The following is a 21,662-nucleotide window of genomic DNA, read 5'->3' on the forward strand; positions in this document are numbered from 1 at the left end:
GGCTCCTATCTTAAGATGCGTTCGACGGTCTTCGGCGAAAGCCGGCCGAGAAGGGGAAGCAGGCGGCTCTTGCCGACCCAATATTCGTCGCGGCCGCTCTCGATGGCCGACAGAATGGCCGCGGCGGCCGTGGCTGCGGATATCTTGCCGCTGCCGCGCCCGCGCGTCATATCCGTGTCGACCAGGGGCATGATGACCTCGCAGACCCGGACATGCGGCGCCGCGTCCGCGCACTGGTAGCGCAGCGCACGGCCAAAGCTGCGCAACCCGGCCTTGCCGGCGCAATAGACCGGCGCGGCCTGCTTCGGCGCCAGGGCAAGCGCCGAGCTGACATTGACGATGACGGCTTCGCCCTGCCGTGCAAGAAGGGGCAGCAGGCCAGCGATGAGCGTGATCGGTGCTGTCAGGTTCAGCGCGATCTCCGCGCGCGAATACGCCGTCAGCTCGCCGCGATCGCCGTCGATGAAGTCCATCTGCCTCTGCGCGGCCGCGTTGTTGACGAGAACCGAAAGCCCGCCATGCTCTTCACGCACCCGGCGAACCAGCTTATCGACCTCGTCGGGCCTGCTCAGATCGCAGACATGCGTCTTCGCCTCGCCGGCCAGCCCGTCGCGCACGACCTCTAGGGCGGCCGCGTCCCGCCCGACAAGCAGCAGTCTTGCGCCGCGGGCGGCCAGCTTTTCCGCCAGAGCCCGGCCGATGCCGCGCGTGGCGCCGGTTATCAGAACTGCCTGCCCGTCGACCTGCATTCGTGCTTTCATCCTTGTGCCGCGAAGAAATCCGGCGCATTATTCGAGCAATAACTCACATTTGAAAACTCGCATTTCATGAACAAGCCCGTCCCGACCATCGAGCCCCGCAAACGCCCGCGCCAGGCGCGTTCGACCGTCACCGTCGACGCGATCATGGAAGCCTCGGCTCGCATTTTGAGGACGAATGGTCTGGCCGGCTTCAACACCAATGCCGTTGCCGACAAGGCGGGCATCAGCGTCGGCTCGCTTTACCAGTACTTTCCGACGAAGGAGGCGATCCTGGCAGAGATGCTCCGCCGCAAGCGCAAGCATCTTCTGGCCGACATGGTTGCGGCGCTGGAAGGAATGGAGACCCGCGGAGACGAACAGACGACAAGACGGCTGGTGGTTGCCGCGATGCGAAACCAGGCCCGCCATCCGAAGCTCGCGCAGGCGCTCGACTACGCCAACGCGGTCCTGCCGCTGCATGAGGAGATCGCGCGCACCAACCGGGCAATCGTGGAAGCCGTGGAATCCTTCCTCGTGTTCAGGAACACGCCGCGCAGCAGCGAGGCAGCCGCCGATATCGTGGCGTTGGCCCGGGGCATGATGCTGCAGGCTTTCCGCGGCGACAAGGTGGACGAGGCCGCCCTGACCGATCGCATATGCTTGGCCATCGCAGGCTACCTCGCCGAACTGCGCCGCGTACACGGGCGCCACGACCGGTAAGAGCGGCAGAAGCTGCGCGTGGCGACCTTGAGAGCAACCCCAGCGAAAGTGGGAGCCGGTTTTCCTGGGGTTGCCCAGCAGCCGACAGTTGGATCAGGTAGGCGCTTCTGCAAAACGGTGAACTGATCTAGACAGCCGCCGTGACGGACGTGTCGACGACCTCGAAATCATGGGTGATCGTGGCCGTCTTGGCGAGCATTGCCGACGCCGAGCAGTATTTCTCAACCGACAGCGCGATCGCGCGCTCGACCTTGTTCGTCGCCAGACCGCGCCCTTTCACCACGAAATGCATGTGGATGCGGGTGAACACTTTCGGGTCCTGTTCCGCGCGCTCGGCATCCATCTCCACGACGCAGTCCTCCACCGCCTCGCGCCCCTTTTCGAGAATGTGAACGACGTCGAAGGCCGAGCAGCCTCCCGTGCCGATCAGCACCATCTCCATGGGGCTGGGCCCCGGCGTGCGCCCCTCCGGCCCTGAAGCGGTCCCGAGCACGACCTTGTGGCCGCTCCCGGACTCGCCGATGAACGTACGGTCTTCGACCCACTTGATCCGAGCTTTCATCCGATTCATCCCTTGTTGCGCGCTATGCCAGGAAAGTCGAGCCGCTCCCCATCTGCAATTGCGCAATGTCCAGCCGTTCTGAACGCAAATGGCGGGCCGCAGCCCGCCATCCGAAACACGCCGCGAAGCTGCGATCAGCTCGCGGCTTCCTCGCCGGCCGGCTCTTCCGCCGGAGCCTCGGCGGCAGCAGCGGCTTCGGCGGCGGCTGCCTTGGCGTCTTCCTCGGCCTGCTTGGCTTCGGCGGCGCGCTCCTGGGCCTTCTTGCCCGGCTCGGCCTTCTTGGGGTTGTTGCGGGCCGGGCGCTCGGCAAGGCCTGCATCGGCCATAAAGCGCAGCACGCGATCGGTCGGCAGCGCGCCCTGGTCGAGCCAGTACTTGATGCGCTCCTCGTTGAGCTTCACGCGCTCCGCGTCCTTGGGCAGCATTGGGTTCCAGGAGCCGAGTTGCTCGATGAAGCGGCCGTCGCGCGGGCTGCGCACATCGGCCACCACAACGTGGTAATAGGGACGCTTCTTGGAGCCCGCGCGGGCCAGACGTATTTTAAGTGCCATGTTTCTTCCTTTCGATGATGGCTAGACCGGCAGGATGTGCCGGAAACGCAAGCGCGGCTCGCCGCGCAATTCGGTTGGCGGCAGGGGTGAGGCCCCGAGCCGCCTGATGACAGCCTGCGAGGGCAGGTTGTCGGGATGGACGAAGCTCATCAGCGGCGGCAGGTTCAGCTCCCGCGCCGCCCACAGCTGAACGCGCCGGGCCGCTTCGGTCGCATAGCCCCTGCCCTCGAAGCCTTCGAAAAGGCCCCAGGCCAGTTCCGGTTCGTCGAGCATGGGCGGATGCCAAAGTCCGGCATAACCCGCCGCCTCGCTCCCATCCTTCGGCTGAACCGCAAACATGCCGTAGCCGTTGAGCGCCCATTCTCCGAGGCCGGCGGCAAAGGAGGTCCAGGCCTGGAAGTCCGTCTTGACCCCGCCGCTGTAGCGTGTGCGGTTCGGATCGGCGCTAAAGGCCGCATAGGCGGGGAAGTCCTCCCGCCGCCAGGCGCGCAACATCAGCCGCTCGCTTTCCAGAACCGGAATCATGTCGCCGCCTTCGCCCCATCGCCATTGCCATGCTGTTCGGCGATTGCCTCGTGATGGCGGATCACTTCGCGGATGATGAAATTGAGGAACTTTTCCGCGAAATCAGGGTCCAGATTGGCCTCGTCGGCAAGCCGGCGCAGCCGCTCGATCTGCTGCTTCTCGCGCGCCGGATCCGCCGGCGGCAGATCGTTCCGCGCCTTGAGCACGCCCACCGCTTTCGTGCAGCGAAAACGCTCGGCAAGCATGTGGATCAGCGCCGCGTCGATATTGTCGATCGACGCCCGCAGTTCCATAAGCTGTGCCCGTGCCGTATCTGGCTCCATTTCCGCCTCTATTTCTTCCGCGGCAGGCCGCTGCCGGGCAACCCGGGCAGACCGCCGCCGGGCAGGCCTGGGAGCCCCTTGGGCAAGCCCGACGAAAGACCCGCGGCATCGACCTGCTTTTGCAGTGCCTCGATCTCCTTCGGGCTCATCTTGGAAAGGTCGGGCATGCCGCCGCCCATTCCGGGCATGCCGCCCGGCATGCCCCCGAACCCCATCTTCTGCGCCATGCCGCCCATCATGCCCCGCATCATGCCGCCTTTTTTGCCCTTGCCGCCCATCGACTTCATCATGTCGGCCATCTGGCGGTGCATCTTCAGAAGCTTGTTGATCTGCGCCGCATCCGTGCCGGAGCCGGCGGCGATGCGCTTCTTGCGGCTGTGCTTCAGCAGATCGGGATTGGAACGCTCCTTCGGCGTCATCGACTGAATGATGGCGATCTGGCGGCCGAACATCTTGTCGTCGAGACCGGCGGCGGCCATCTGGTCCTTCATCTTGCCCATGCCGGGCATCAGGCCCATGATGCCGCCCATGCCGCCCATCTTCTGCATCTGCGCAAGCTGATCGGCCAGATCGTTCAGGTCGAACTTGCCGGCCTGCATCTTCTTGGCCATCGCCGCGGCTTTTTCCTGGTCGATGGTCTCCGCCGCCTTCTCGACTAGGCTGACGATGTCGCCCATGCCAAGGATGCGGTCGGCGATGCGCTTGGGATGGAACTCCTCCAGCGCGTCCATCTTTTCGCCGACGCCGATGAGCTTGATTGGCTTGCCGGTGACGGCGCGCATGGAAAGGGCGGCGCCGCCACGCCCGTCGCCGTCCATGCGGGTAAGCACCAGGCCGGTGATGCCGACACGCTCATCGAAGCTCTTGGCAAGGTTCACCGCGTCCTGGCCGGTAAGCGAATCGGCCACCAGCAGGATCTCATGCGGGTTGGAGACGCGCTTGATCTCCGCCATCTCGGCCATCAGCGGCTCGTCGATATGGGTGCGGCCGGCGGTATCGAGAATGATCACGTCATGGCCGCCAAGCCTTGCCGCCTGCACGGCGCGCTTGGCGATATCCACCGGCGTTTGCCCGCTCACGATGGGCAGCGTGGCGACCGAAACCTGCTCGCCGATCTGCCTGAGCTGCTCCTGCGCGGCCGGCCGCCGCGTATCGAGCGAGGCCATCAGCACCTTCTTGCCCTGGCGCTCGGAAAGCCGCTTGGCGATCTTGCCCGTCGTCGTCGTCTTGCCCGAACCCTGCAGGCCGACCATCATGACAACGACCGGCGCTGGCGCGTTAAGGTCGATCGTCTCGCCCTCCGCGCCCAGCATCTCGACCAGCTCGTCATGGACGATCTTGACCACCATCTGGCCGGGCTTGACCGATTTCAGCACCTCTGCGCCGACGGCCTTCTCGCGCACGCGGTCGGTGAAGGAACGCACCACGTCCAGCGCGACGTCCGCCTCGATCAGCGCCCGGCGCACTTCGCGCAGCGCCGCCGAGACATCCGCCTCGGACAAGGCGCCGCGGCCGGTCAAGCCATTCAGGATGGAGCCAAGGCGCTCCTGAAGCGATTCAAACATCCACGTTCCTCTGGTCTCGTGTCTTACCGAACACGAGAGGTAATGCATCCGCGCCGCAGGTTAAACCTTGAGCAAAGCCGAAAAGCACCCGGGGGCGCATTGCGCTGCCGGATGTTGACCTCCAGGATCGTCGTCAAGAAGAAGCGCCCTGGTCGGCTGCTCGGAGTTTGCACTCGTCGCGGAAAGTGGTGGCTGTAGACCCCAAAACGACGCCGGAGTCAAGCTTCCGGCATCGGGCCGAGGGCGTGCCTTTCCGAAGGCGGGACCGGCGCCGCAGTTTCGGCGGCGCCGGCCTGTCCTGCTACCGTATCACATGGACGATACGGCGGGAGTCGGGCTCGACCAGAACCGGTTGCCCGTTCACGTAGACGTAACGATACTCATAGTCCGGTATCTCGCGCATTTCGACCGTCTCAGGCAGGCCAGCGCCCACCACGACCTCGCCTTCGAGATAGACCGGGTCCACGCGGTTCTCCCGAACATAGGTGACGACCTCCTGCGGGGGAGTGACCGTGTCGATTGCACCGCCGGCCACGGCACCTGCGGCGCCGCCGATAGCCGCGCCTACGGGCCCGCCGATGATGGCTCCCGCAACCGCACCGGTTGCACCGCCCGCCACGGCCCCGGTGCCTTCCGTGCTTGCGGTGGTCTCGTAGGTGACCGTCGGCACCGCCTCGGGCCGGGTCTCGGACAGCACAATCGTGTCCTGCCCCTCGATGCTGGCGGTCAGATAGTCGGAATAGGCCCATCCTTCCACGCCGCCATGAGTCACCTGGCACCATTTGCTGTCTTCGATGCAGCCATTGATGGTCGCTTCTTCAGATGCGCCGATCACGCCGATGACCGAGTGCTGCGGCCCCGGTCCGGACCGGATGTTGAGATCGGTCGTTGCGGTCGCCGCCACCTGAGCCATGGCGGCCCCCGAAAGGGAGAGCAGCGCAACGGCCGCCGTCGCAGTTTTCAAACCTGGGAACTTCATGTCACATCTCCTTGATAGTCCCTTCCGGCACCCTGAACAAAACCACCAGCGTTTGGTTCCGCGAGCGCAGCTGCCGTCGCAAGCGGCACAGGTGACAAAGGCACCTTTCGCTGCCACAATGCCGTTGAACAGGTTTTCCTTTTGGGGGCACATGATGACGCTTGGCGGCAAGGCTGGCTGGCTGGCTGCAACTCTGGTTGCGTTTGTTTTAACCGGCGAACCGGCGCTCGCCGCCGGCTGCGGCAACAACGCCGCCGGTTTCGAGGACTGGAAGCGCCAGTTTACGCAGGAAGCGGCTGCTCGCGGCGTCGGCCGCAGGGCGCTCGACGCCTTGCAGGGCACCCGTTACGCCAGCAAGACCATTGCCGCCGACAGAGGCCAAAAGAGCTTCAAGCTCTCGCTGAACAGCTTCATGCAGAAGCGCGGCGCCAGTGCCATCATTTCGCGTGGCAAGAGCATGAAGAAGAAACATGCCAGCCTGTTCGCCAATATCGAGCAGCGCTACGGCGTGCCGGCCGGCCCCTTGATTGCGATCTGGGGCATGGAAACGGGATTTGGCGGCTTCCTCGGCAATCAGAACATCCTCTCGGCCGTCGCCACGCTTGCCTATGATTGCCGCCGCTCCGAGTTCTTCACTGGCCATCTCTATGGTGCACTGGCCCTCATCGACCGTGGCATGATGAGCCCCAATGCCATTGGCGCGGCCCATGGCGAGCTTGGCCAGACCCAGTTCCTGCCGGGCAACGCGCTGAAATTTGCCGTCGACGGTGACGGCAACGGACGCATCGACATGATCGGCTCCTCCGCCGACGCCCTCGCCTCCACCGCCAATTTCCTGCGTGCCCACGGCTGGCGGGCGGGCGCCGGCTATCAGCCTGGCCAGCCCAATTTCAGAGCCATCCAGGGCTGGAACGCCGCCAGCGTCTACCAGCAGGCCATCGCCATCATCGCCAAGGAAATCGATGGCTGAGGGCGGGCCTTCCGTTCCGCATGTATGCGGACGCCAGGTGGTTCCACCTGGTCGCTATCGCTGGACCGTATGCTGCTGCGGTCGCTGCCCGTGCGCTAAGGCCACGGGAGCAGCCAGCCCGGCGCGGCTATTTCCTCCGCCGCGCCGCCAGGGTCCGCAGTCGAAGCGCGTTGAGCTTGATGAAACCGGCCGCGTCCTTCTGGTCATAGGCGCCCTGATCGTCCTCGAACGTCACAAGCGCATCCGAATAGAGCGACTTGTCCGACTTGCGGCCGGTCACGATGACATTGCCCTTGTAGAGTTTCAGGCGAACCTCGCCCTCCACATCCTCCTGGCTCTTGTCGATCGCCGCCTGCAGCATTTCGCGCTCCGGCGAGAACCAGAAGCCGTTATAGATCAGCTCTGCATAGCGCGGCATCAGCTCGTCCTTCAGATGCGCGGCGCCCCGGTCGAGCGTAAGCGATTCCATCGCGCGGTGCGCCTGCAGGAGAATAGTCCCTCCGGGCGTCTCGTAGACGCCGCGCGATTTCATGCCGACGAAGCGGTTTTCCACGAGGTCGAGGCGGCCGATGCCGTTGTCGCGGCCCAGATCGTTGAGCGCCGCAAGCAGCGTCGCCGGCGACATCGCCTTCCCGTTGAGCGCAACGGCGTCGCCGCGTTCGAAGCCGATGGTAATCTCCGTCGGCTCGTCCGGCGCGTCCATCGGCGAAACCGAGCGCTGATGCACATATTCCGGCGGCTCGTTCCACGGATCTTCGAGAACTTTGCCCTCCGAGGAGGAATGCAGGAGGTTGGCATCGACCGAGAACGGCGCCTCGCCCCGCTTGTCCTTCGGCACCGGAATCTGGTGCGCCTCGGCGAAGTTCAGAAGGTCGGTGCGCGACTTGAATTCCCAGTCGCGCCATGGCGCGATCACCTTGATGTCCGGGTTCAGCGCATAGGCCGAGAGCTCGAAGCGCACCTGGTCGTTGCCCTTGCCCGTCGCGCCATGTGCAATGGCGTCGGCGCCGGTCTCGGCGGCAATCTCCACTAGGCGCTTGGAAATCAGCGGCCGCGCGATCGACGTGCCGAGCAGGTATACGCCCTCGTAGAGCGCGTTGGCGCGGAACATGGGGAACACGAAGTCGCGGACGAACTCTTCGCGCACGTCCTCGATATAGATTTCCTTGATGCCGAGCAACTCGGCCTTCTTGCGGGCCGGCTCCAGCTCGTCGCCCTGCCCGAGATCGGCGGTGAAGGTGACGACCTCCGCGCCAAGCTCCGTCTGCAGCCATTTCAGGATGATCGAGGTGTCGAGGCCGCCCGAATAGGCAAGCACGACCTTTTTCACATTTTCCAGTTTCGCCATTGTCTTTTCCGGTAGTGGAGAGGGGCCGGGGCCGACAGAGCCGGCCGGAACGCAATGGCGCGATCTTTTAACAGGAAAAGGCGCGGCAGCAAGGGCAGACCGCGCCTTCAAAGGCCGCTGGGCTCAGCAGAATTACTTGCAGGACTGGATGGATTCCAGCGCCGCCGTCAGTCCCAGCAGCGAGAATGTATAGCCGGTATCGTTGCCCCGGCCCGACTTGGCGGCGATTTTCATGTCCGTGCCAGCCTTCATGGCGGCGAGAAGCTGCGGCTCTTCGGCGGCGTTCTCGAGCCAGGCCGATTTGCCTTGGGTGAACATCGTGAAGGACTTGCCGCCCACCGTGACCGTTACCTTGGAGCCTTCCTGCAGGTCGTAGGCGGCGATGAACTGGGGCTCGAAAGCCACGTTCTGCCCGGGCTTTTGGCTGACGAAGAAGAAGATGTCGCCATGGTCCAGGCTGGCGGGCTCCTTCGCCTTCGGCACGCTCATCACATAGCAGACCTTGCCGCTGTCGGACTGGTAGCTGTAGGTGCCCCAGTCGCGGTGTTGCCCGACTGCGGTGGCCTGCGAAAAGGCCGGTCCGCCGGCGACGATCGCGCCAAGCAGAATGAGCGACGAGAAGATTCCACGCATTGTCCTGACCATTACTTTGTCTCTGTCTGCATTTGTGTCGGCAGCAGCCTCAAAGGTTCATACCGTGAAGCCCGATTGCTTCATTTTTATTTAATCTGGGTTACCAAAGGGTGAAGCCGCGCCAAGAGAACCGCCCCCGGAAGACGCCAGCTTTGAATGCGGCGATCACAATGAATGCCTCCATGCCCCTATACAAGCGTTGAATCGGATGAAAAAGGCAAGAGTTTGACCCGCCGGGCCACGGAGACGACAAAAGAGGCCGGCGCCATCCGAACGGATACATTCTTCTGCGGTCATTTCCACGAATTCGGCCGGTCAGCGCCGCTCTTCGGCTTCCAGCGCCTGTTGCGCCGCCAGCCGGTGCGCCGGCGCGATATGCGAGCGCACCATATTCAGAGCCGCCATCAGTACCGCGACATCGTCGGTGAACCCGAGCCCCACCAGGAAGTCGGGGACCATGTCGAGCGGCAGCACGAAATAGGCGAGCGCTGCAAGAAGCGTACCGCGCACCCGCGGCGGCGTATCGCGGTCGAGCGCGCAGTAATAGCCGGCCACCACCTCTTCCATGAACGGCACCTGCCGCGCCGCTCGCCGTGCCGTGTTCCAGAACCGGTCGCGGACGCGCTCTTCGCGGCGGCGATTGTCGTCATCGCTGCCGGGCGCAAGAATCTCGCCGATCTTCAGGTCTTCCGTCATGGTCGGATCATGTGGGGATCATGGGCGCCAATGCAATAGCTGCCGCCACGGGCGTCCTGCCCCCTGTCCCATCACCGACCCGCTCTCCGCAGAAATTTCTCCGGCACGAAGTCCCGAAACCGGTGAAGGGCCCGTTTCCCGCCGGCGAATTCTTGAGTGAAATTAGAATGATTCTAAACTATTGAAAAACATTGAGCTTTACGGCCTCGTAGGTTACGAGGACCCCCCAGTTCAATGACAGGACCTTGAATCCCGTTGATTGAGGAGGGTGACTTGCGGATGCCTGCGGGTCACGGGCGGCTTTGCCGTGGATACTCCTTCGATACCGCGGGTTCAGCGTATCGCCGGCACTGCCCGGCATGAAGGGAGCAGATGATCCATATTCGGCCAACCGCGTTTGCGGCGCTCATTCTCTCCAGGGCAGTCTCATTCCCCAATTGCCGCTCAATTCCTACCGATGGACGGCCAGGGCGGCTGTTGCGTCCCGCTGTCTGACGGGAAGGACTGATTTTAAAAGAAGGACGTATTGAAATGTATTTGAAGCACATCGTTGGCGGATTTCTGTTCGCCCTCTCGACGCTGGTCGCGGCGCACGCGGAGGAAGTCACGGTAACCGATGTCGCCGGACGCGAAGTAACGCTCGATGTGCCGGTCAAGCGCGTGCTCCTGGGCGAAGGGCGGCAGGTCCACGCGCTGGCCGCCATACGCGGGGACAAGGTGTTCGACGACGTAATCGCCTGGCGTGACGATCTCATGGGGTCCGATGCTGATTCCTACGCGCTTTACCGCGCCTTCGCCCCGCAGATCGCAGACTTGCCTCGGTTCGGATATATCCCCACGGGCACCTTCGATGTCGAGGCGGCCATCGCGCTCGATCCGGGCGTGATCATCCTCAATCTCGAACAGTTCGAGGCCGCCAGGGAAAGCGGCTTCTTCCAATTCATGGACGCGGCGGGCGTGCCCGTCGTTTTCGTCGACTTCCGCGCCGATCTCGACAAGAACGGCGACCCGAGCCTGCGCCTCCTTGGCAAGCTCTTCGATGTCGAAGAGAAAGCGGAGGAATACATTGCCTTTCGCCATGAGCAACTGGGTCGCGTCACCGATGTCCTGGAGAAGGCAAAGCCGGAAAAGCCCGTGGTGCTGCTCTACCGCGCGCCGGGCATCTCCTCGACCACGGCCTGCTGCAAGACTTTCGGTTCCTACAATTTCGGCAGGATGATCGAGCAGGCGGGCGGCATCAATGTCGGCTCCGCATTCGGCGACACCACTTATGTCGACATCAATCCCGAACAGGTCATCGCCTCGGACCCCGAGCATGTGATCGTCACCGGCGCCAACTGGGAATCCGTCTCCGACATTCAGGAATTTGTTAGCGTCGGTCCCGGCGCGCCGGAAGGTCCGGCGCTGAAACGCCTGGCCTCGCTCGTGCAGGCGCCTGCCTTCACCGGCATCCGCGCCGTGCGTGAAGGCAAGGTGCACGCCATCTGGCACCAGTTCTACAACAACCCCTACGACTACGTCGCCGTGCAGCGCTTCGCCAAATGGTTCTATCCGGAACTGTTCGCCGATCTCGACCCCGACGCCACCTTCCGCGAGTTGCATGAACGCTTCCTGCCCGTGGGCTACCGCCCCGGCTACTGGGTCTCACTATCCGGCAACATGAACTGAATATTGGAAAGGAATAGCTATGCATATCAAAGGATTGTTCGGCGGCGCACTGATCGCGCTGACGGCATGGACCTCGGCGGCCCTCGCGGAAGAGGTGACGGTCACCGACATCGCCGGGCGCGAGGTGAAGGTCGACGTGCCCGTCGACAAGGTAATCCTCGGCGAAGGCCGTCAGATCTATCTCACCGCCGTGCTCGACGCGGAGAACCCCTTCAAGCGCGTGGTCGGCTGGCGTGAGGATTTCTCCCAGGCCGACCCCGACAACTACGCCGTCTACCTGAAAAAATTCCCGGCCATGGCCGACATCCCGACCTTCGGCGGTTTCAAGGACGGCACGTTCGACGTCGAGCAGGCGATTGCGCTCGATCCCGATGTCATGATCATGAACATCGAGTCGAAGCAGGCGACGGAAGACGCGCAGTACATCGAGAAGCTCGCCCAGGTGGGCATCCCGGTCGTCTATGTCGATTTCCGCGAGAACCCCTTCACCAACACCGAGCCGAGCATGCGCCTCATCGGCAAGCTGTTCGGCGAGGAAGAAAAGGCGGAAGCCTTCATCGACTACCGCGCCCGGCAGATCGCCCGCGTCACCGACGTGATCGCAGAGGCCAAGCCCGAGCGTCCGACGGTCTTCATCGACCGCGCCGGCGGCTATTCCGAGGATTGCTGCATGAGCTTCGGCGCGGACAATTTCGGAAAGTTCGTCGAGATGGCCGGCGGTGAGAACATCGCAAAGGGCATCATTCCCGGCACGTTCGGCACGCTCAATCCCGAGCAGATCATCGCCGCGAACCCCGACCACGTCATCGTCACCGGCGGCAATTGGGACGCCTATGTGCCGGGCGGCGACTGGGTGGGCGTAGGCCCAGGCGCCGACACGGAGGAAGCGCTGCGCAAGCTGCAGGCGCTGACCGGACGCCCCGCGTTCACTGGCGTCAAGGCCGTGGAGAACGGCCAGTACCATGCGATCTGGCACCAGTTCTACAACAGCCCCTACCAGTTCGTCGCTATCCAGCAGATGGCCAAGTGGCTGCACCCCGAGCTCTTCGCCGAACTCGATGCGGAGGAGACCTTCCGGGAACTTCACGAAAAGTTCCTGCCGGTGGACTACGCGCCGGGCCATTGGGTCTCCTTGTCCGATGCCCGCTGAGGTCACGGAAAATCCATCTGCCGCAAGTCCTTCGGCATCGGGGCGCGGTCTTTACCGCGCCCTGGTCTGGCGCAAGCAGTTGATCCTGGCGGGGCTCGTGCTTGCCCTGCTCCTCAGCCTGTGCGTCGACCTCGCGCTCGGACCCGCCCGCTACGGGCTCGATCAGGTGGTGCTTGCGCTGATCGCACCGGATGCCGTGCCGGTTCAGGTGCGCGTCGTCCTGTGGGAGATCCGCATGCCCATCGCCCTGATGGCGGTGGTGGTGGGCGCCGCGCTGTCGGTTGCCGGCGCCCAGATGCAGACGATCTTGAACAACCCGCTGGCAAGCCCCTTCACGCTCGGAATTTCCGCCGCCGCAGGCTTCGGCGCCGCCCTGGCGCTGGCCTTCGGCGTGGCGCTCATCCCGGCCGCCATCCAGTATGTGGTGCCGATGAATGCCTTCGTCATGGCCATGCTGACGGCGTTCCTGATCCATGTGCTCAGCATGAAGCAGGGCGTGACCGTGCAGACCATCGTCCTGCTCGGCATCGCGCTGGTCTTCACCTTCAACGCCCTTCTGGCGCTGGTGCAGTTCTTCGCCACACAGGAGGCGTTGGCCGCCGTGGTGTTCTGGACCATGGGCAGCCTGACCAAGGCCACCTGGCCGAAATTCTGGATCACCCTGGCCGTAGTCCTCGTGGTGATCCCGCTTTTCGTCCGCCGCGCATGGTCGCTGACGGCGATGCGGCTGGGCGAGGCGAAGGCGGAGAGTTTCGGCGTGAAGGTCGCGCGGATCAGGCTCGAAACACTGGTACTGGTGAGCCTTCTGGCGGCCATCCCGGTCGCTTTTGTCGGCACGGTCGGCTTTATCGGGCTGGTCGGCCCGCACATCGCGCGCATGCTCATCGGCGAGGACCAGCGCTTCTTCCTGCCCGCCTCGGCGCTTGCCGGCGCGCTCATTCTGTCGATCAGCTCGGTGGTCTCCAAATCGCTGATACCGGGCACCATTTTCCCGATAGGCATCGTCACCTCCCTTGTGGGCATCCCGTTCTTCATCTCCCTCATCTTCAGCAATGCGAGGCGGTCATGGTGAGCATTCGTCTGAACGATCTCGGCGCCGGATATGGCCGCAAGCCGGTCGTATCCGGGATCTCGACGCCGGCTTTCGGCGCCGGCGAGGTCATTGCCGTGGTCGGCCCCAACGCCGCCGGCAAATCGACCCTGTTCAAGCGTATCGCCGGCCTGCTGAAGGGGCCCGGAGAGGTGATCCTGGAGGTGGAGGCCAATGGATGGGCGAGTGGCCGCGCGATCAGCTACATGCCCCAGGACAACTCATCCAGCGCCGTTCTGAGCGTTTATGAATCCATCGTCCTGGCACGCAAGCAGGGCAGCTCGCTCCATGTCGGCGACCACGATCTGCGGGTCGTCGACGCGACCGTGGAAGCGCTCGGCATCGAAGCCATCGTCGCCCGCAATATCGGCGATCTTAGCGGTGGCCAGCGCCAGCTCGTCAGCATCGCCCAGACGCTCGCCCGCGAGCCCCAGGTCCTGTTGATGGACGAGCCCACATCCGCGCTCGACCTGCATCGCCAGATCGGTGTCCTCTCGCTGGTCCGGCGGCTGGCGCGCGAGCGCGGCATGGTGATTTTCATCGCCCTGCACGACCTCAACCACGCGCTGCGCTTTGCCGACCATGTGATGGTCATCGCCAATGGCGGCCTGCATGCCTGCGGCCCCGTGGCGGAGGTTCTGACGCCGGCGCTTTTGCGCAGCGTCTACGAGATCGAAGCGCGCATCGAGCGATGCTCGCAGGGCCAGCCCCATGTGATCGTCGACGATGTGGCGAGCGGACGCCCCGTCGCGAGCTTCGCGCTGAGCGCATGACAGGCGAAGAGACAACCCTGCTGGCGAATTACGGGCTCAAGGACGAGATCCGCGACTATTGGTCGGGCCGGGCCGCGACCTTCGACGATTCGCCTTCGCACCGGATCGACGAGGAATACGGCATGCCCGAATGGCATCGGCTCATCCGCCAGGCCTGCGGCCTCGAGCCATTCGGGAACCTTGCCGGCCATCAGGTGCTGGACATCGCCTGCGGCACCGGAGAGGTCAGCCGCATGCTCTGCGGCCTTGGAGCGACGGTGACGGGCATCGACTTTTCCGAGACTATGCTGGCAAGGGCTCGCCGCAAGCTGGTCGGCCAGGCGTGGCGCGGCCTCCTCTGCGACGCCGAGGCGCTCGCGCTCCTCCCCGACGCGCATTTCGACCTGGTCGTCACCCGCCATCTCGTCTGGACCCTGACCGACCCGATGGCCGCTTTCACTGAATGGCGGCGCGTGCTGAAGCCGGGCGGCAGGATACTGATCGTCGACGGCAACTGGGTGGCGCCCAAGAAGAGCATTCTCCAGCGTGTCCGCAACGGGCTGGCGAACCTGCTGGAGCCGGCGGAAGAACCCGATCGCATCGACCGCGAGCGGCACTTCGCCATTTTGTCCCGGGTCGCCTATGCTGGGGGCCTGACGCCTCGCAAACTGGAGCAGGACCTGCGCCGGGCCGGCTTCACGGAATGCCGGCTACTATCGGTGCATCGCCTCTATGGACGGGGCATGCGGAACGCCAGCCTCGCCCAGCGCCTGCGGCTCACCGGCGCCCACCGTTTCGCGTTCGTGGCCAGTTGAAGGCCGGGCAGAAAAAGCGCGTGCGGTTATCCGGCGAACCGATTCATCTTCTTCGCCAGCTTGAAATCCAGCTCCGTCAGCCCGCCCGCATCGTGCGTGGTGAGAACCACATCAACCGTCTTGTAGACGTTTTTCCATTCGGGATGATGGTCGAGCTTCTCCGCCGCCATCGCGACGCGGCTCATGAAGCCGAATGCGGCATTGAAATCGCCGAATTCGAAGCGGCGGCTGATGGAACCGCAGTCCTCCGACAGCGACCAGCCGCCAATATCGGCCAGCGCCTCGTTTGCCGATTCCCTATCGAGCTTTTGACGTGCCATGGTCCGCTCCACTAGATATCTGCATGAACCGCAAAAGGATAACGCGCATCCCATGAACGAACAGGCCCAAACCGCAATACTCTTCGTCTGCCTGGGCAATATCTGCCGTTCGCCCCTGGCCGAAGGCATCTTCCGCGCGGTCGCGGCCGAGCGTGGAATGGCCGGGGCCTTCCATCTGGACTCGGCCGGCACCGGCGCCTGGCACGTCGGCTCCCCACCCGATCCCCGCTCGGTCGCGATCGCCGCCGCCTATGGCATCGATATTTCCGCCCAGCGCGCCCGCAAGGTCGGCCTCGCCGATTTCGAGCGGTTCGACCTCATCCTCGGCATGGACAATTCGAATGTTCGCAACCTCAGGCGCATGGCGCCGGAGCACACGCATCACCGCATCCACCTGTTCTCGAACATAGCCGGCAAGGGCCAGCGCGACGTGCCGGACCCCTACTATGGCGGCGAGGACGGCTTTTCCGAGGTCTACCTCATGATCCGTGAAGCGTCGGCGGCGCTCATCGCAAAGCTGGCGGCCCGCGAAGGCTCCGCCTGGAGAAGCGGCCACGCCTCCTCGATGATATAAGGCCCGCCGCCGATCGAATCGCGCGCCGACATCAGCACGAACCGCCCCACCTTGAAGGGCATTGCCGCGAAATTGCCGCGTGCCGACAGATAGGCAGCGACATCGGCGGGGCTGGCGCCGCGCAGCCGGGCGAGCGTGACATGGGGCGTGAACTTGCGGGGGTCCGCCAGCAGGCCCAGGCGCTGGCAGATGCGCTCTATCTCGCCCTGCAGGGAGTGGAGATCGGGCGAAGGTGCCACGCCGGCCCATATGGCGTGCGGCTTCTTCTGTCCGAAGGCGCCAACCCCTGAGAGCGTGAGCTGGAAGGAGGGGCGGCGCACCCGGTCGAGCGCATCGGCAATCTCGTCGGCCACATGGCCTTCGACGTCGCCTATGAACCGCAGGGTGAGATGATAGTTTTCGACATCGATCCAGCGGGCTCCCGGCAGACCGCCTCGCAACAGCGAGAGCGATAACGCGGCATCGCGCGGAATCTCGAGGGCGGTGAAAAGTCGCGGCATGGCAACCTCCTCGAATCTCTATGTCTGTCGCCAGCGAATCATCGATCCTGCCGGCGGGCAAGATATTTCTGCGGGCAGCAGGTCACGCCCCCTGCTTTTCCCCTGCAACGAGGGGTTCGAGCACGGGCAGTATCCTTTCCACCATGATCTCGACGCCCTCGGGATTCGGGTGCATGCCGTCCTCGAGCAGCAGCCCGCGATTGGCCGCCACCCCGTCGAGGAAGAATGGTATCAGCGGCACGTCGTGGCGTTCGGCCAGGCGCGGATAGATGCCGTCGAAGGCTTGGCGGTACGCCTCCCCCAGATTGGGCGCTGCCAGCATGCCGGCCAGAACGACGCCGATGCCGCGTTCCTTCAATCCGGAAATGATGGCGTCCAGATTCTGCTCGGTCGATTCGGGTGCGATGCCGCGCAGCATGTCGTTGGCGCCCAGTTCCACGATCACCAGGTCCGTTTCGTCCGGCACCGACCAGTCGAGGCGCGACAGTCCGCCGCTGGACGTATCGCCGGAGACGCCCGCATTGACCACGCTCACGTCGTGACCCCTTTGCCGCAGCGCCGCCTCCAGCCGTTCCGGAAACCCCTCCCCCGGCCCGAGTTGATAGCCGGCCATCAGGCTGTCGCCCAGCCCGACGATACGGAAGGTCTCGGCGCGCACCGGCAGCGCCGCCGCAAGCACGAGCATCAGCCCTGCAAAGACCGATGACGCGAATTTGAAAGCGAAAAGCGACCCGGGTTGTTTGAATGCCATGATGAATATCCCATATCAGCCGGATTGCGCGCGTATAAAACACATATATAGGACGTCCCGCCCGTGTCTGAACCCGTTATCGAGCTTGAGAAGGTTTCCCTGCATCTGGGCGAGGGAGCTTCCGCCGTCCACGTCCTCAAGGAGGTCAGCCTGTCGGTGGAAAGTGGCCATTCCACGGCCATCGTCGGCCCCTCCGGTTCGGGCAAGTCGACGCTGCTGATGGTGATCGCCGGCCTGGAAAGCGTCGACCGCGGCAGCGTCCGTGTCGCGGGCCAGGAGCTGACGGGTTTGGGCGAAGACGCCGTCGCCGCCTTTCGCGGTCGCACCATCGGCATCGTCTTCCAGTCCTTCCACCTCATCCCCAACATGACCGCGCTTGAAAACGTGGCCGTGCCGCTGGAACTGGCGGGCCATCCCGATCCGTTCGGCCTGGCCGCGAAGGAGTTGGCCGCCGTCGGCCTGAAAGACCGCGTCACCCACTATCCGGGCGAGCTTTCCGGCGGCGAGCAGCAGCGCGTCGCCATCGCCCGCGCGCTAGCCCCCGCTCCGGCCATCATGATAGCGGACGAACCGACGGGCAATCTCGATCAGACGACCGGGCGCCAGATCGCCGACCTGCTCTTCGACAAGGCGCGCGAGCGCGGCACGACCCTGGTCCTGGTCACCCACGACACCGGCCTGGCCGAGCGCTGCGACGCCCAGGTCGCCATGCGCTCCGGACGCATAGAAGCCATGCCTGAAGCGGCCCTTGCCGCCGATGCCGGCTGAGCGGGCGGGCGGCTATGAGCGGGACGGATGCCTCCACGTTGACCGAAAATGCGGCCGGTGCCCGGCCTGCGCGTAAAACCGCCGCAAACGGCGCCGGCCTCGCGCTCGCGCTGCGCTTTGCCTTGCGCGAGATGCGCAGCGGCCTTTCCGGCTTCTTCATTTTCCTGGCCTGCATAACGCTCGGCGTCGCCGCCATCGGCGGCGTCAACTCCGTCGCCCAGGCGATCGGCGCCGGTGTGGCCACGCAAGGCCAGGAACTGCTGGGCGCCGATATCCGCTTCGAGCTGAACCAGCGCGAGGCCGACGACGCCGAGCGTGTCTGGCTGGAGAGCCTTGGGACGGTCGCCACCAGCGCCGGTATGCGCTCCATGGCCCGTCTGCCCGACGCCTCCGACCAGGCGCTGGTCGAGGTCAAGGCGGTGGACGACGCCTACCCCCTTTATGGCGAACTGATAACGGAACCGCCGCTGCCGCTGGACCGGCTTCTGGAAGCGCGGGACGGCGTTTATGGCGTGGCCGCGCCTTCCTTGCTCTTCGAGCGCTTTGGCATCGGGATAGGCGACAGTCTGCTTCTGGGTGGCCAGGAATTCGAGTTGCGCGCCGAACTGGTCGCGGAACCGGACGCCGTTTCCGACGGCTTCGGCTTCGCCCCGCGCTTCCTGACGTCGCTTGACGGGCTGCGCGCATCCGGCCTCATCCAGCCGGGAAGCCTTGTCGAGCATACCTATAAGATCCGCATCGACGGCGGCGCCAGCGACGGTGAGCTGAGGCAGCTCACCGAACAGGCCGGCGAGCGCTTTCCCGATGCCGGCTGGAGCATCCGCACCCACCTCAACGCCGCGCCGGCGCTCTCGTCCAACATAGAGCGCTTCTCGCAATTCTTGACGCTTGTGGGGCTGACTGCCTTGGTCGTTGGCGGCGTCGGTGTCGCCAACGCCGTTCGCGCGCATCTGGACGCCAAGCGCACCGTCATCGCCACGTTCAAGAGCCTCGGCGCCTCGGGTGGTTTCGTCGTCACCGTCTATCTTCTGCAGATCCTGCTCATCGCGCTGGCCGGTATCGCCATCGGCCTCATTCTGGCCGCGCTCATGCCGTTCATGGCCAGCGCGGCGCTGGCCTCCGTGCTGCCGGTGCCCAGCCAGGCCGGCCTCTATCCGGATGCGCTCGGCCTTGCCGCCCTGTTCGGCCTGCTGACCACCCTCGCTTTCGCGCTTCTGCCGCTCGGCCACGCCCGCGATGTGCCCGCGACCGCGCTTTTCCGCGAGATGAGCATGAGCGGCAAGGGTTGGCCGCGTCTGTCCTACGTCGTTGCCGCAGGCGCTATTGTGGCCGCGCTTTGCGCCTTGGCGATCTTCTATTCGGAGGAACGGCGGATAGCCGCGATCTTCGTCGGGGCGACCATCGCCGCCTTCCTCATCCTGCGCGCGGTCGGCTGGCTGGTCCAGAGCATGGCGCGCGGCGCCCCGCGCGTGCGCTCCACGGCGCTCAGGCTCGCCATCGGCAACATTCACAGGCCGGGCGCGCTCACGCCTTCGGTCGTCCTGTCCCTGGGGCTCGGCCTCACGCTGCTTGCCACGCTGGCCATGATCGACGGCAATCTGCGCCGGCAGATATCTGGCAATCTGCCGGAGATCGCGCCGAACTTCTTCTTCGTGGACATCCAGTCGACGGAGGTTGATGGTTTCACCTCACTCGTGGAGAGCCGGTCCTCGCCCGAGGCGAAGCTCATCAAGGTGCCCATGCTGCGCGGCCGCATCACCGCCCTCAACGACACCAATGTCCGCGAAATGGAGATCCCGCCCGAAGGCGGTTGGGTGCTGCGCGGCGACCGCGGCATCACCTATGCCGTCAACCAGCCGGAAAACTCGACGCTCACCCAGGGCGAATGGTGGCCGGCCGATTATGATGGCAAGCCGCTCGTCTCCTTCACCTCGGAGGAGGGGCGGGAGCTCGGCCTGGAACTGGGCGACACCATCACCGTCAACGTGCTCGGCCGCAGCGTCACCGCCAGGATCGCCAGCTTCCGGCAGGTGGAATGGGAAACCCTGGCCATGAATTTCGTCATGGTGTTCTCGCCCAACACCTTCGCCGGCGCCCCCCATGCCTGGCTCGCCACCCTGACCGACGAAGCGGCCACGAGCCAGGACGAATCCGCTTTGCTCAACGCGGTCACCCGGTCCTTCCCGACCATCACCACCGTTCGCGTCAAGGATGCTCTGGACGTCATCAACCGCCTTGTCGCCCAGCTCGCGACGGCGATCCGGGCCGCCGCCGCCGTGGCGCTGATCGCCTCGGTGCTGGTTCTTGCCGGTGCGCTTGCCGCGGGAAACAGGGCCCGGATCCACGACGCCGTGGTCCTGAAGACCCTCGGCGCGACGCGGCGCACGCTCATCACGGCTTTCGCGCTGGAATATATGCTGATCGGCTTGGCGACTGCCATCTTTGCGCTGGCCGCCGGCGGACTGTCCGCCTGGTTCGTCGTCACCCGTATCATGACGCTGCCCTGGACCTTCCTGCCCGAGGTCGCGCTGTCGACCATCGTCATCGCGCTTGTCTTCACCGTCGGCATCGGCCTCATCGGCACTTGGCGCGTGCTCGGCCATAAGGCCGCTCCCGTGCTGCGCAACCTTTAGCTACCCGTTGTTAACTCAACGGACCGCCTTTTGCCGCCGGGAACCCGCCGCCGATGTTTCATCTGCTTTTGGACATAGAAGGGTCTTGTCCTTGACACGAAACGACATCATATTTGATCCACGCATGCTGGACTCCCGCCAGCGGCGAGCGGTCACATGACCGACACCCGACGGGAGAGTAGCAAGAAAAGAGGAATACATGGCTGATCTTCGCAACTATCAGGCCCGCGTGGCGCCCGGCGCACGCGCGGACGCGGCCATCGACGAGGGCCTGCGCGCTTACATGCTCCGGGTCTACAACCTGATGGCGCTTGGCCTTGCGATCACCGGCGTGGCCGCTTTCGCCACCGCACAATTGGCGATGACGAACGAGGCATTCGCCCAGGTGATGTATGGAAGCCCGCTGCGCTGGGTTGTTATGCTCGCGCCGCTGGGTCTGGTGTTCTTTCTGAGCGCGCGCATCCACAAGATGAGCGTGTCGGCCGCACAGACCTCCTTCTGGGTTTTTGCCGCCGTAATGGGACTGTCGCTGTCGTCGATCTTCCTCGTCTTCACGGGTGAGAGCGTCGTGCGCGTGTTCTTCATCACGGCCGCCTCGTTCGGCGCGCTGTCGTTGTGGGGCTACACGACCAAGCGCGACCTGACGGGCATGGGCTCGTTCCTGTTCATGGGGCTGATCGGCCTGATCCTGGCCATGATCGTCAACATCTTCCTGGCATCCTCGGCGCTGCAATTTGCCATCTCGGCGATCGGCGTTCTGATCTTTGCCGGGCTGACGGCCTATGACACCCAGCAGATCAAGGAAATGTACTATGAGGGCGACGATGCCGCCGTGTCCGGCCGCAAGGCCATCATGGGCGCGCTGAGACTCTATCTCGACTTCATCAACCTGTTCATGTTCCTGCTGCAGTTCCTCGGCAATCGCGAGTAATCCGCACAGGCGATCCATCCAGGTAACGTCACAAAGGGCGGCCTTCGGGCCGCCCTTTCCTTTTGCGCGGACGCCTGTCATGAATAGAGCGATTCTAG

24 protein-coding genes are annotated in these 21,662 nt (G+C 64.4%); 11 read left to right on the top strand and 13 right to left on the bottom strand.

Going from position 1 to position 21,662, the window contains the following annotated elements; genetic code table 11:
• Window positions 1-5: 5 nt before the first annotated feature.
• Window positions 6-749, bottom strand: coding sequence for an SDR family oxidoreductase (locus NTH_RS09095; protein ID WP_338529717.1), 744 nt, complete (start codon window positions 747-749; stop codon window positions 6-8).
• Between the two features lie 78 nt (window positions 750-827).
• On the opposite strand from NTH_RS09095, the gene NTH_RS09100 reads away from it, so the two are divergent.
• Entirely contained in the window at window positions 828-1,460 is a 633-nt protein-coding gene (locus NTH_RS09100) for a TetR/AcrR family transcriptional regulator (protein ID WP_338529718.1), read from the top strand.
• Between the two features lie 127 nt (window positions 1,461-1,587).
• Here NTH_RS09100 and NTH_RS09105 read toward each other — a convergent pair whose 3' ends face one another.
• The 6 genes from NTH_RS09105 to NTH_RS09130 all read right to left on the bottom strand — a co-directional run bounded on the left by NTH_RS09105 (window position 1,588) and on the right by NTH_RS09130 (window position 5,965).
• Window positions 1,588-2,022, bottom strand: coding sequence for an OsmC family protein (locus NTH_RS09105; protein ID WP_338529719.1), 435 nt, complete (start codon window positions 2,020-2,022; stop codon window positions 1,588-1,590).
• A gap of 134 nt (window positions 2,023-2,156) precedes the next feature.
• Window positions 2,157-2,573: a 30S ribosomal protein S16 gene (gene rpsP, locus NTH_RS09110; protein ID WP_338529720.1), complete on the bottom strand. Its 417-nt coding sequence runs from the start codon at window positions 2,571-2,573 to the stop codon at window positions 2,157-2,159.
• Window positions 2,574-2,594: 21 nt separating this feature from the next.
• Window positions 2,595-3,098: a GNAT family N-acetyltransferase gene (locus NTH_RS09115; RefSeq protein ID WP_338529721.1), complete on the bottom strand. Its 504-nt coding sequence runs from the start codon at window positions 3,096-3,098 to the stop codon at window positions 2,595-2,597.
• Window positions 3,095-3,421 (bottom strand): chorismate mutase, encoded by a 327-nt coding sequence (locus tag NTH_RS09120; RefSeq protein WP_338529722.1) that lies wholly within the window; start codon window positions 3,419-3,421, stop codon window positions 3,095-3,097. The genes NTH_RS09115 and NTH_RS09120 overlap by 4 nt, the downstream gene beginning before the upstream one ends.
• Window positions 3,422-3,429: 8 nt before the next feature.
• Window positions 3,430-4,986, bottom strand: a complete 1,557-nt coding sequence (gene ffh / locus NTH_RS09125) for a signal recognition particle protein (protein ID WP_338529723.1) — start codon at window positions 4,984-4,986, stop codon at window positions 3,430-3,432.
• 301 nt (window positions 4,987-5,287) lie between these two features.
• Window positions 5,288-5,965 (bottom strand): DUF1236 domain-containing protein, encoded by a 678-nt coding sequence (locus NTH_RS09130; protein ID WP_338529724.1) that lies wholly within the window; start codon window positions 5,963-5,965, stop codon window positions 5,288-5,290.
• Window positions 5,966-6,119: 154 nt separating this feature from the next.
• Between NTH_RS09130 and NTH_RS09135 the strand changes: the two genes are divergently transcribed.
• On the top strand, window positions 6,120-6,935 hold the full coding sequence (locus NTH_RS09135) for a lytic murein transglycosylase (RefSeq protein WP_338529725.1): 816 nt from the start codon (window positions 6,120-6,122) through the stop codon (window positions 6,933-6,935).
• Between the two features lie 127 nt (window positions 6,936-7,062).
• Here NTH_RS09135 and NTH_RS09140 read toward each other — a convergent pair whose 3' ends face one another.
• The 3 genes from NTH_RS09140 to NTH_RS09150 all read right to left on the bottom strand — a co-directional run bounded on the left by NTH_RS09140 (window position 7,063) and on the right by NTH_RS09150 (window position 9,612).
• Window positions 7,063-8,283 carry an argininosuccinate synthase gene (locus NTH_RS09140; RefSeq protein WP_338529726.1) on the bottom strand — a complete coding sequence of 407 codons (1,221 nt, stop codon included), beginning with the start codon at window positions 8,281-8,283 and terminating at the stop codon, window positions 7,063-7,065.
• 132 nt (window positions 8,284-8,415) lie between these two features.
• Window positions 8,416-8,916: an invasion associated locus B family protein gene (locus NTH_RS09145; protein WP_338529727.1), complete on the bottom strand. Its 501-nt coding sequence runs from the start codon at window positions 8,914-8,916 to the stop codon at window positions 8,416-8,418.
• Between the two features lie 315 nt (window positions 8,917-9,231).
• Window positions 9,232-9,612 (bottom strand): YkvA family protein, encoded by a 381-nt coding sequence (locus tag NTH_RS09150; protein WP_338529728.1) that lies wholly within the window; start codon window positions 9,610-9,612, stop codon window positions 9,232-9,234.
• Between the two features lie 531 nt (window positions 9,613-10,143).
• Here NTH_RS09150 and NTH_RS09155 point away from each other — a divergent pair.
• From NTH_RS09155 to NTH_RS09175, 5 genes are read left to right on the top strand one after another with little or no spacing between them, the layout of a single operon-like run.
• The gene (locus tag NTH_RS09155; RefSeq protein WP_338529729.1) at window positions 10,144-11,280 is read left to right on the top strand and encodes an ABC transporter substrate-binding protein; all 1,137 of its coding nucleotides are present in this window, start codon (window positions 10,144-10,146) and stop codon (window positions 11,278-11,280) included.
• A 19-nt stretch (window positions 11,281-11,299) separates the two neighbouring features.
• Window positions 11,300-12,430, top strand: coding sequence for an ABC transporter substrate-binding protein (locus NTH_RS09160; RefSeq protein WP_338529730.1), 1,131 nt, complete (start codon window positions 11,300-11,302; stop codon window positions 12,428-12,430).
• Window positions 12,420-13,502, top strand: coding sequence for a FecCD family ABC transporter permease (locus tag NTH_RS09165; protein WP_338529731.1), 1,083 nt, complete (start codon window positions 12,420-12,422; stop codon window positions 13,500-13,502). The genes NTH_RS09160 and NTH_RS09165 overlap by 11 nt, the downstream gene beginning before the upstream one ends.
• Window positions 13,496-14,293, top strand: a complete 798-nt coding sequence (locus NTH_RS09170) for an ABC transporter ATP-binding protein (RefSeq protein ID WP_338529732.1) — start codon at window positions 13,496-13,498, stop codon at window positions 14,291-14,293. The genes NTH_RS09165 and NTH_RS09170 overlap by 7 nt, the downstream gene beginning before the upstream one ends.
• Window positions 14,290-15,087, top strand: coding sequence for a class I SAM-dependent methyltransferase (locus tag NTH_RS09175; protein ID WP_338529733.1), 798 nt, complete (start codon window positions 14,290-14,292; stop codon window positions 15,085-15,087). The genes NTH_RS09170 and NTH_RS09175 overlap by 4 nt, the downstream gene beginning before the upstream one ends.
• A 26-nt stretch (window positions 15,088-15,113) precedes the next feature.
• Here the strand turns inward: NTH_RS09175 and NTH_RS09180 are convergent, their stop codons facing one another.
• Window positions 15,114-15,407 carry a 4a-hydroxytetrahydrobiopterin dehydratase gene (locus NTH_RS09180; protein ID WP_338529734.1) on the bottom strand — a complete coding sequence of 98 codons (294 nt, stop codon included), beginning with the start codon at window positions 15,405-15,407 and terminating at the stop codon, window positions 15,114-15,116.
• A 52-nt stretch (window positions 15,408-15,459) separates the two neighbouring features.
• Between NTH_RS09180 and NTH_RS09185 the strand changes: the two genes are divergently transcribed.
• Window positions 15,460-15,981, top strand: coding sequence for a low molecular weight protein-tyrosine-phosphatase (locus tag NTH_RS09185; RefSeq protein WP_338529735.1), 522 nt, complete (start codon window positions 15,460-15,462; stop codon window positions 15,979-15,981).
• On the opposite strand, the gene thpR is transcribed toward NTH_RS09185, so the two are convergent.
• Both thpR and NTH_RS09195 read right to left on the bottom strand, forming a co-directional pair.
• Window positions 15,882-16,481, bottom strand: a complete 600-nt coding sequence (gene thpR, locus NTH_RS09190) for an RNA 2',3'-cyclic phosphodiesterase (protein WP_338529736.1) — start codon at window positions 16,479-16,481, stop codon at window positions 15,882-15,884. The genes NTH_RS09185 and thpR overlap by 100 nt on opposite strands.
• A gap of 82 nt (window positions 16,482-16,563) precedes the next feature.
• The gene (locus tag NTH_RS09195; protein ID WP_338529737.1) at window positions 16,564-17,232 is read right to left on the bottom strand and encodes an arylesterase; all 669 of its coding nucleotides are present in this window, start codon (window positions 17,230-17,232) and stop codon (window positions 16,564-16,566) included.
• Between the two features lie 63 nt (window positions 17,233-17,295).
• Between NTH_RS09195 and NTH_RS09200 the strand changes: the two genes are divergently transcribed.
• The 3 genes from NTH_RS09200 to NTH_RS09210 all read left to right on the top strand — a co-directional run bounded on the left by NTH_RS09200 (window position 17,296) and on the right by NTH_RS09210 (window position 21,564).
• Window positions 17,296-18,000, top strand: a complete 705-nt coding sequence (locus NTH_RS09200; RefSeq protein WP_338529738.1) for an ABC transporter ATP-binding protein — start codon at window positions 17,296-17,298, stop codon at window positions 17,998-18,000.
• Between the two features lie 14 nt (window positions 18,001-18,014).
• Window positions 18,015-20,633 carry an ABC transporter permease gene (locus NTH_RS09205; protein ID WP_422392369.1) on the top strand — a complete coding sequence of 873 codons (2,619 nt, stop codon included), beginning with the start codon at window positions 18,015-18,017 and terminating at the stop codon, window positions 20,631-20,633.
• A gap of 199 nt (window positions 20,634-20,832) precedes the next feature.
• A complete protein-coding gene (locus NTH_RS09210) occupies window positions 20,833-21,564 on the top strand; it encodes a Bax inhibitor-1/YccA family protein (RefSeq protein WP_338529739.1) in 732 nt (243 codons plus the stop codon).
• Window positions 21,565-21,662: the final 98 nt, after the last annotated feature.

This window comes from Nitratireductor thuwali, from assembly GCF_036621415.1.
In the GTDB taxonomy this organism is placed as follows: Bacteria; Pseudomonadota; Alphaproteobacteria; order Rhizobiales; family Rhizobiaceae; genus Chelativorans; species Chelativorans thuwali.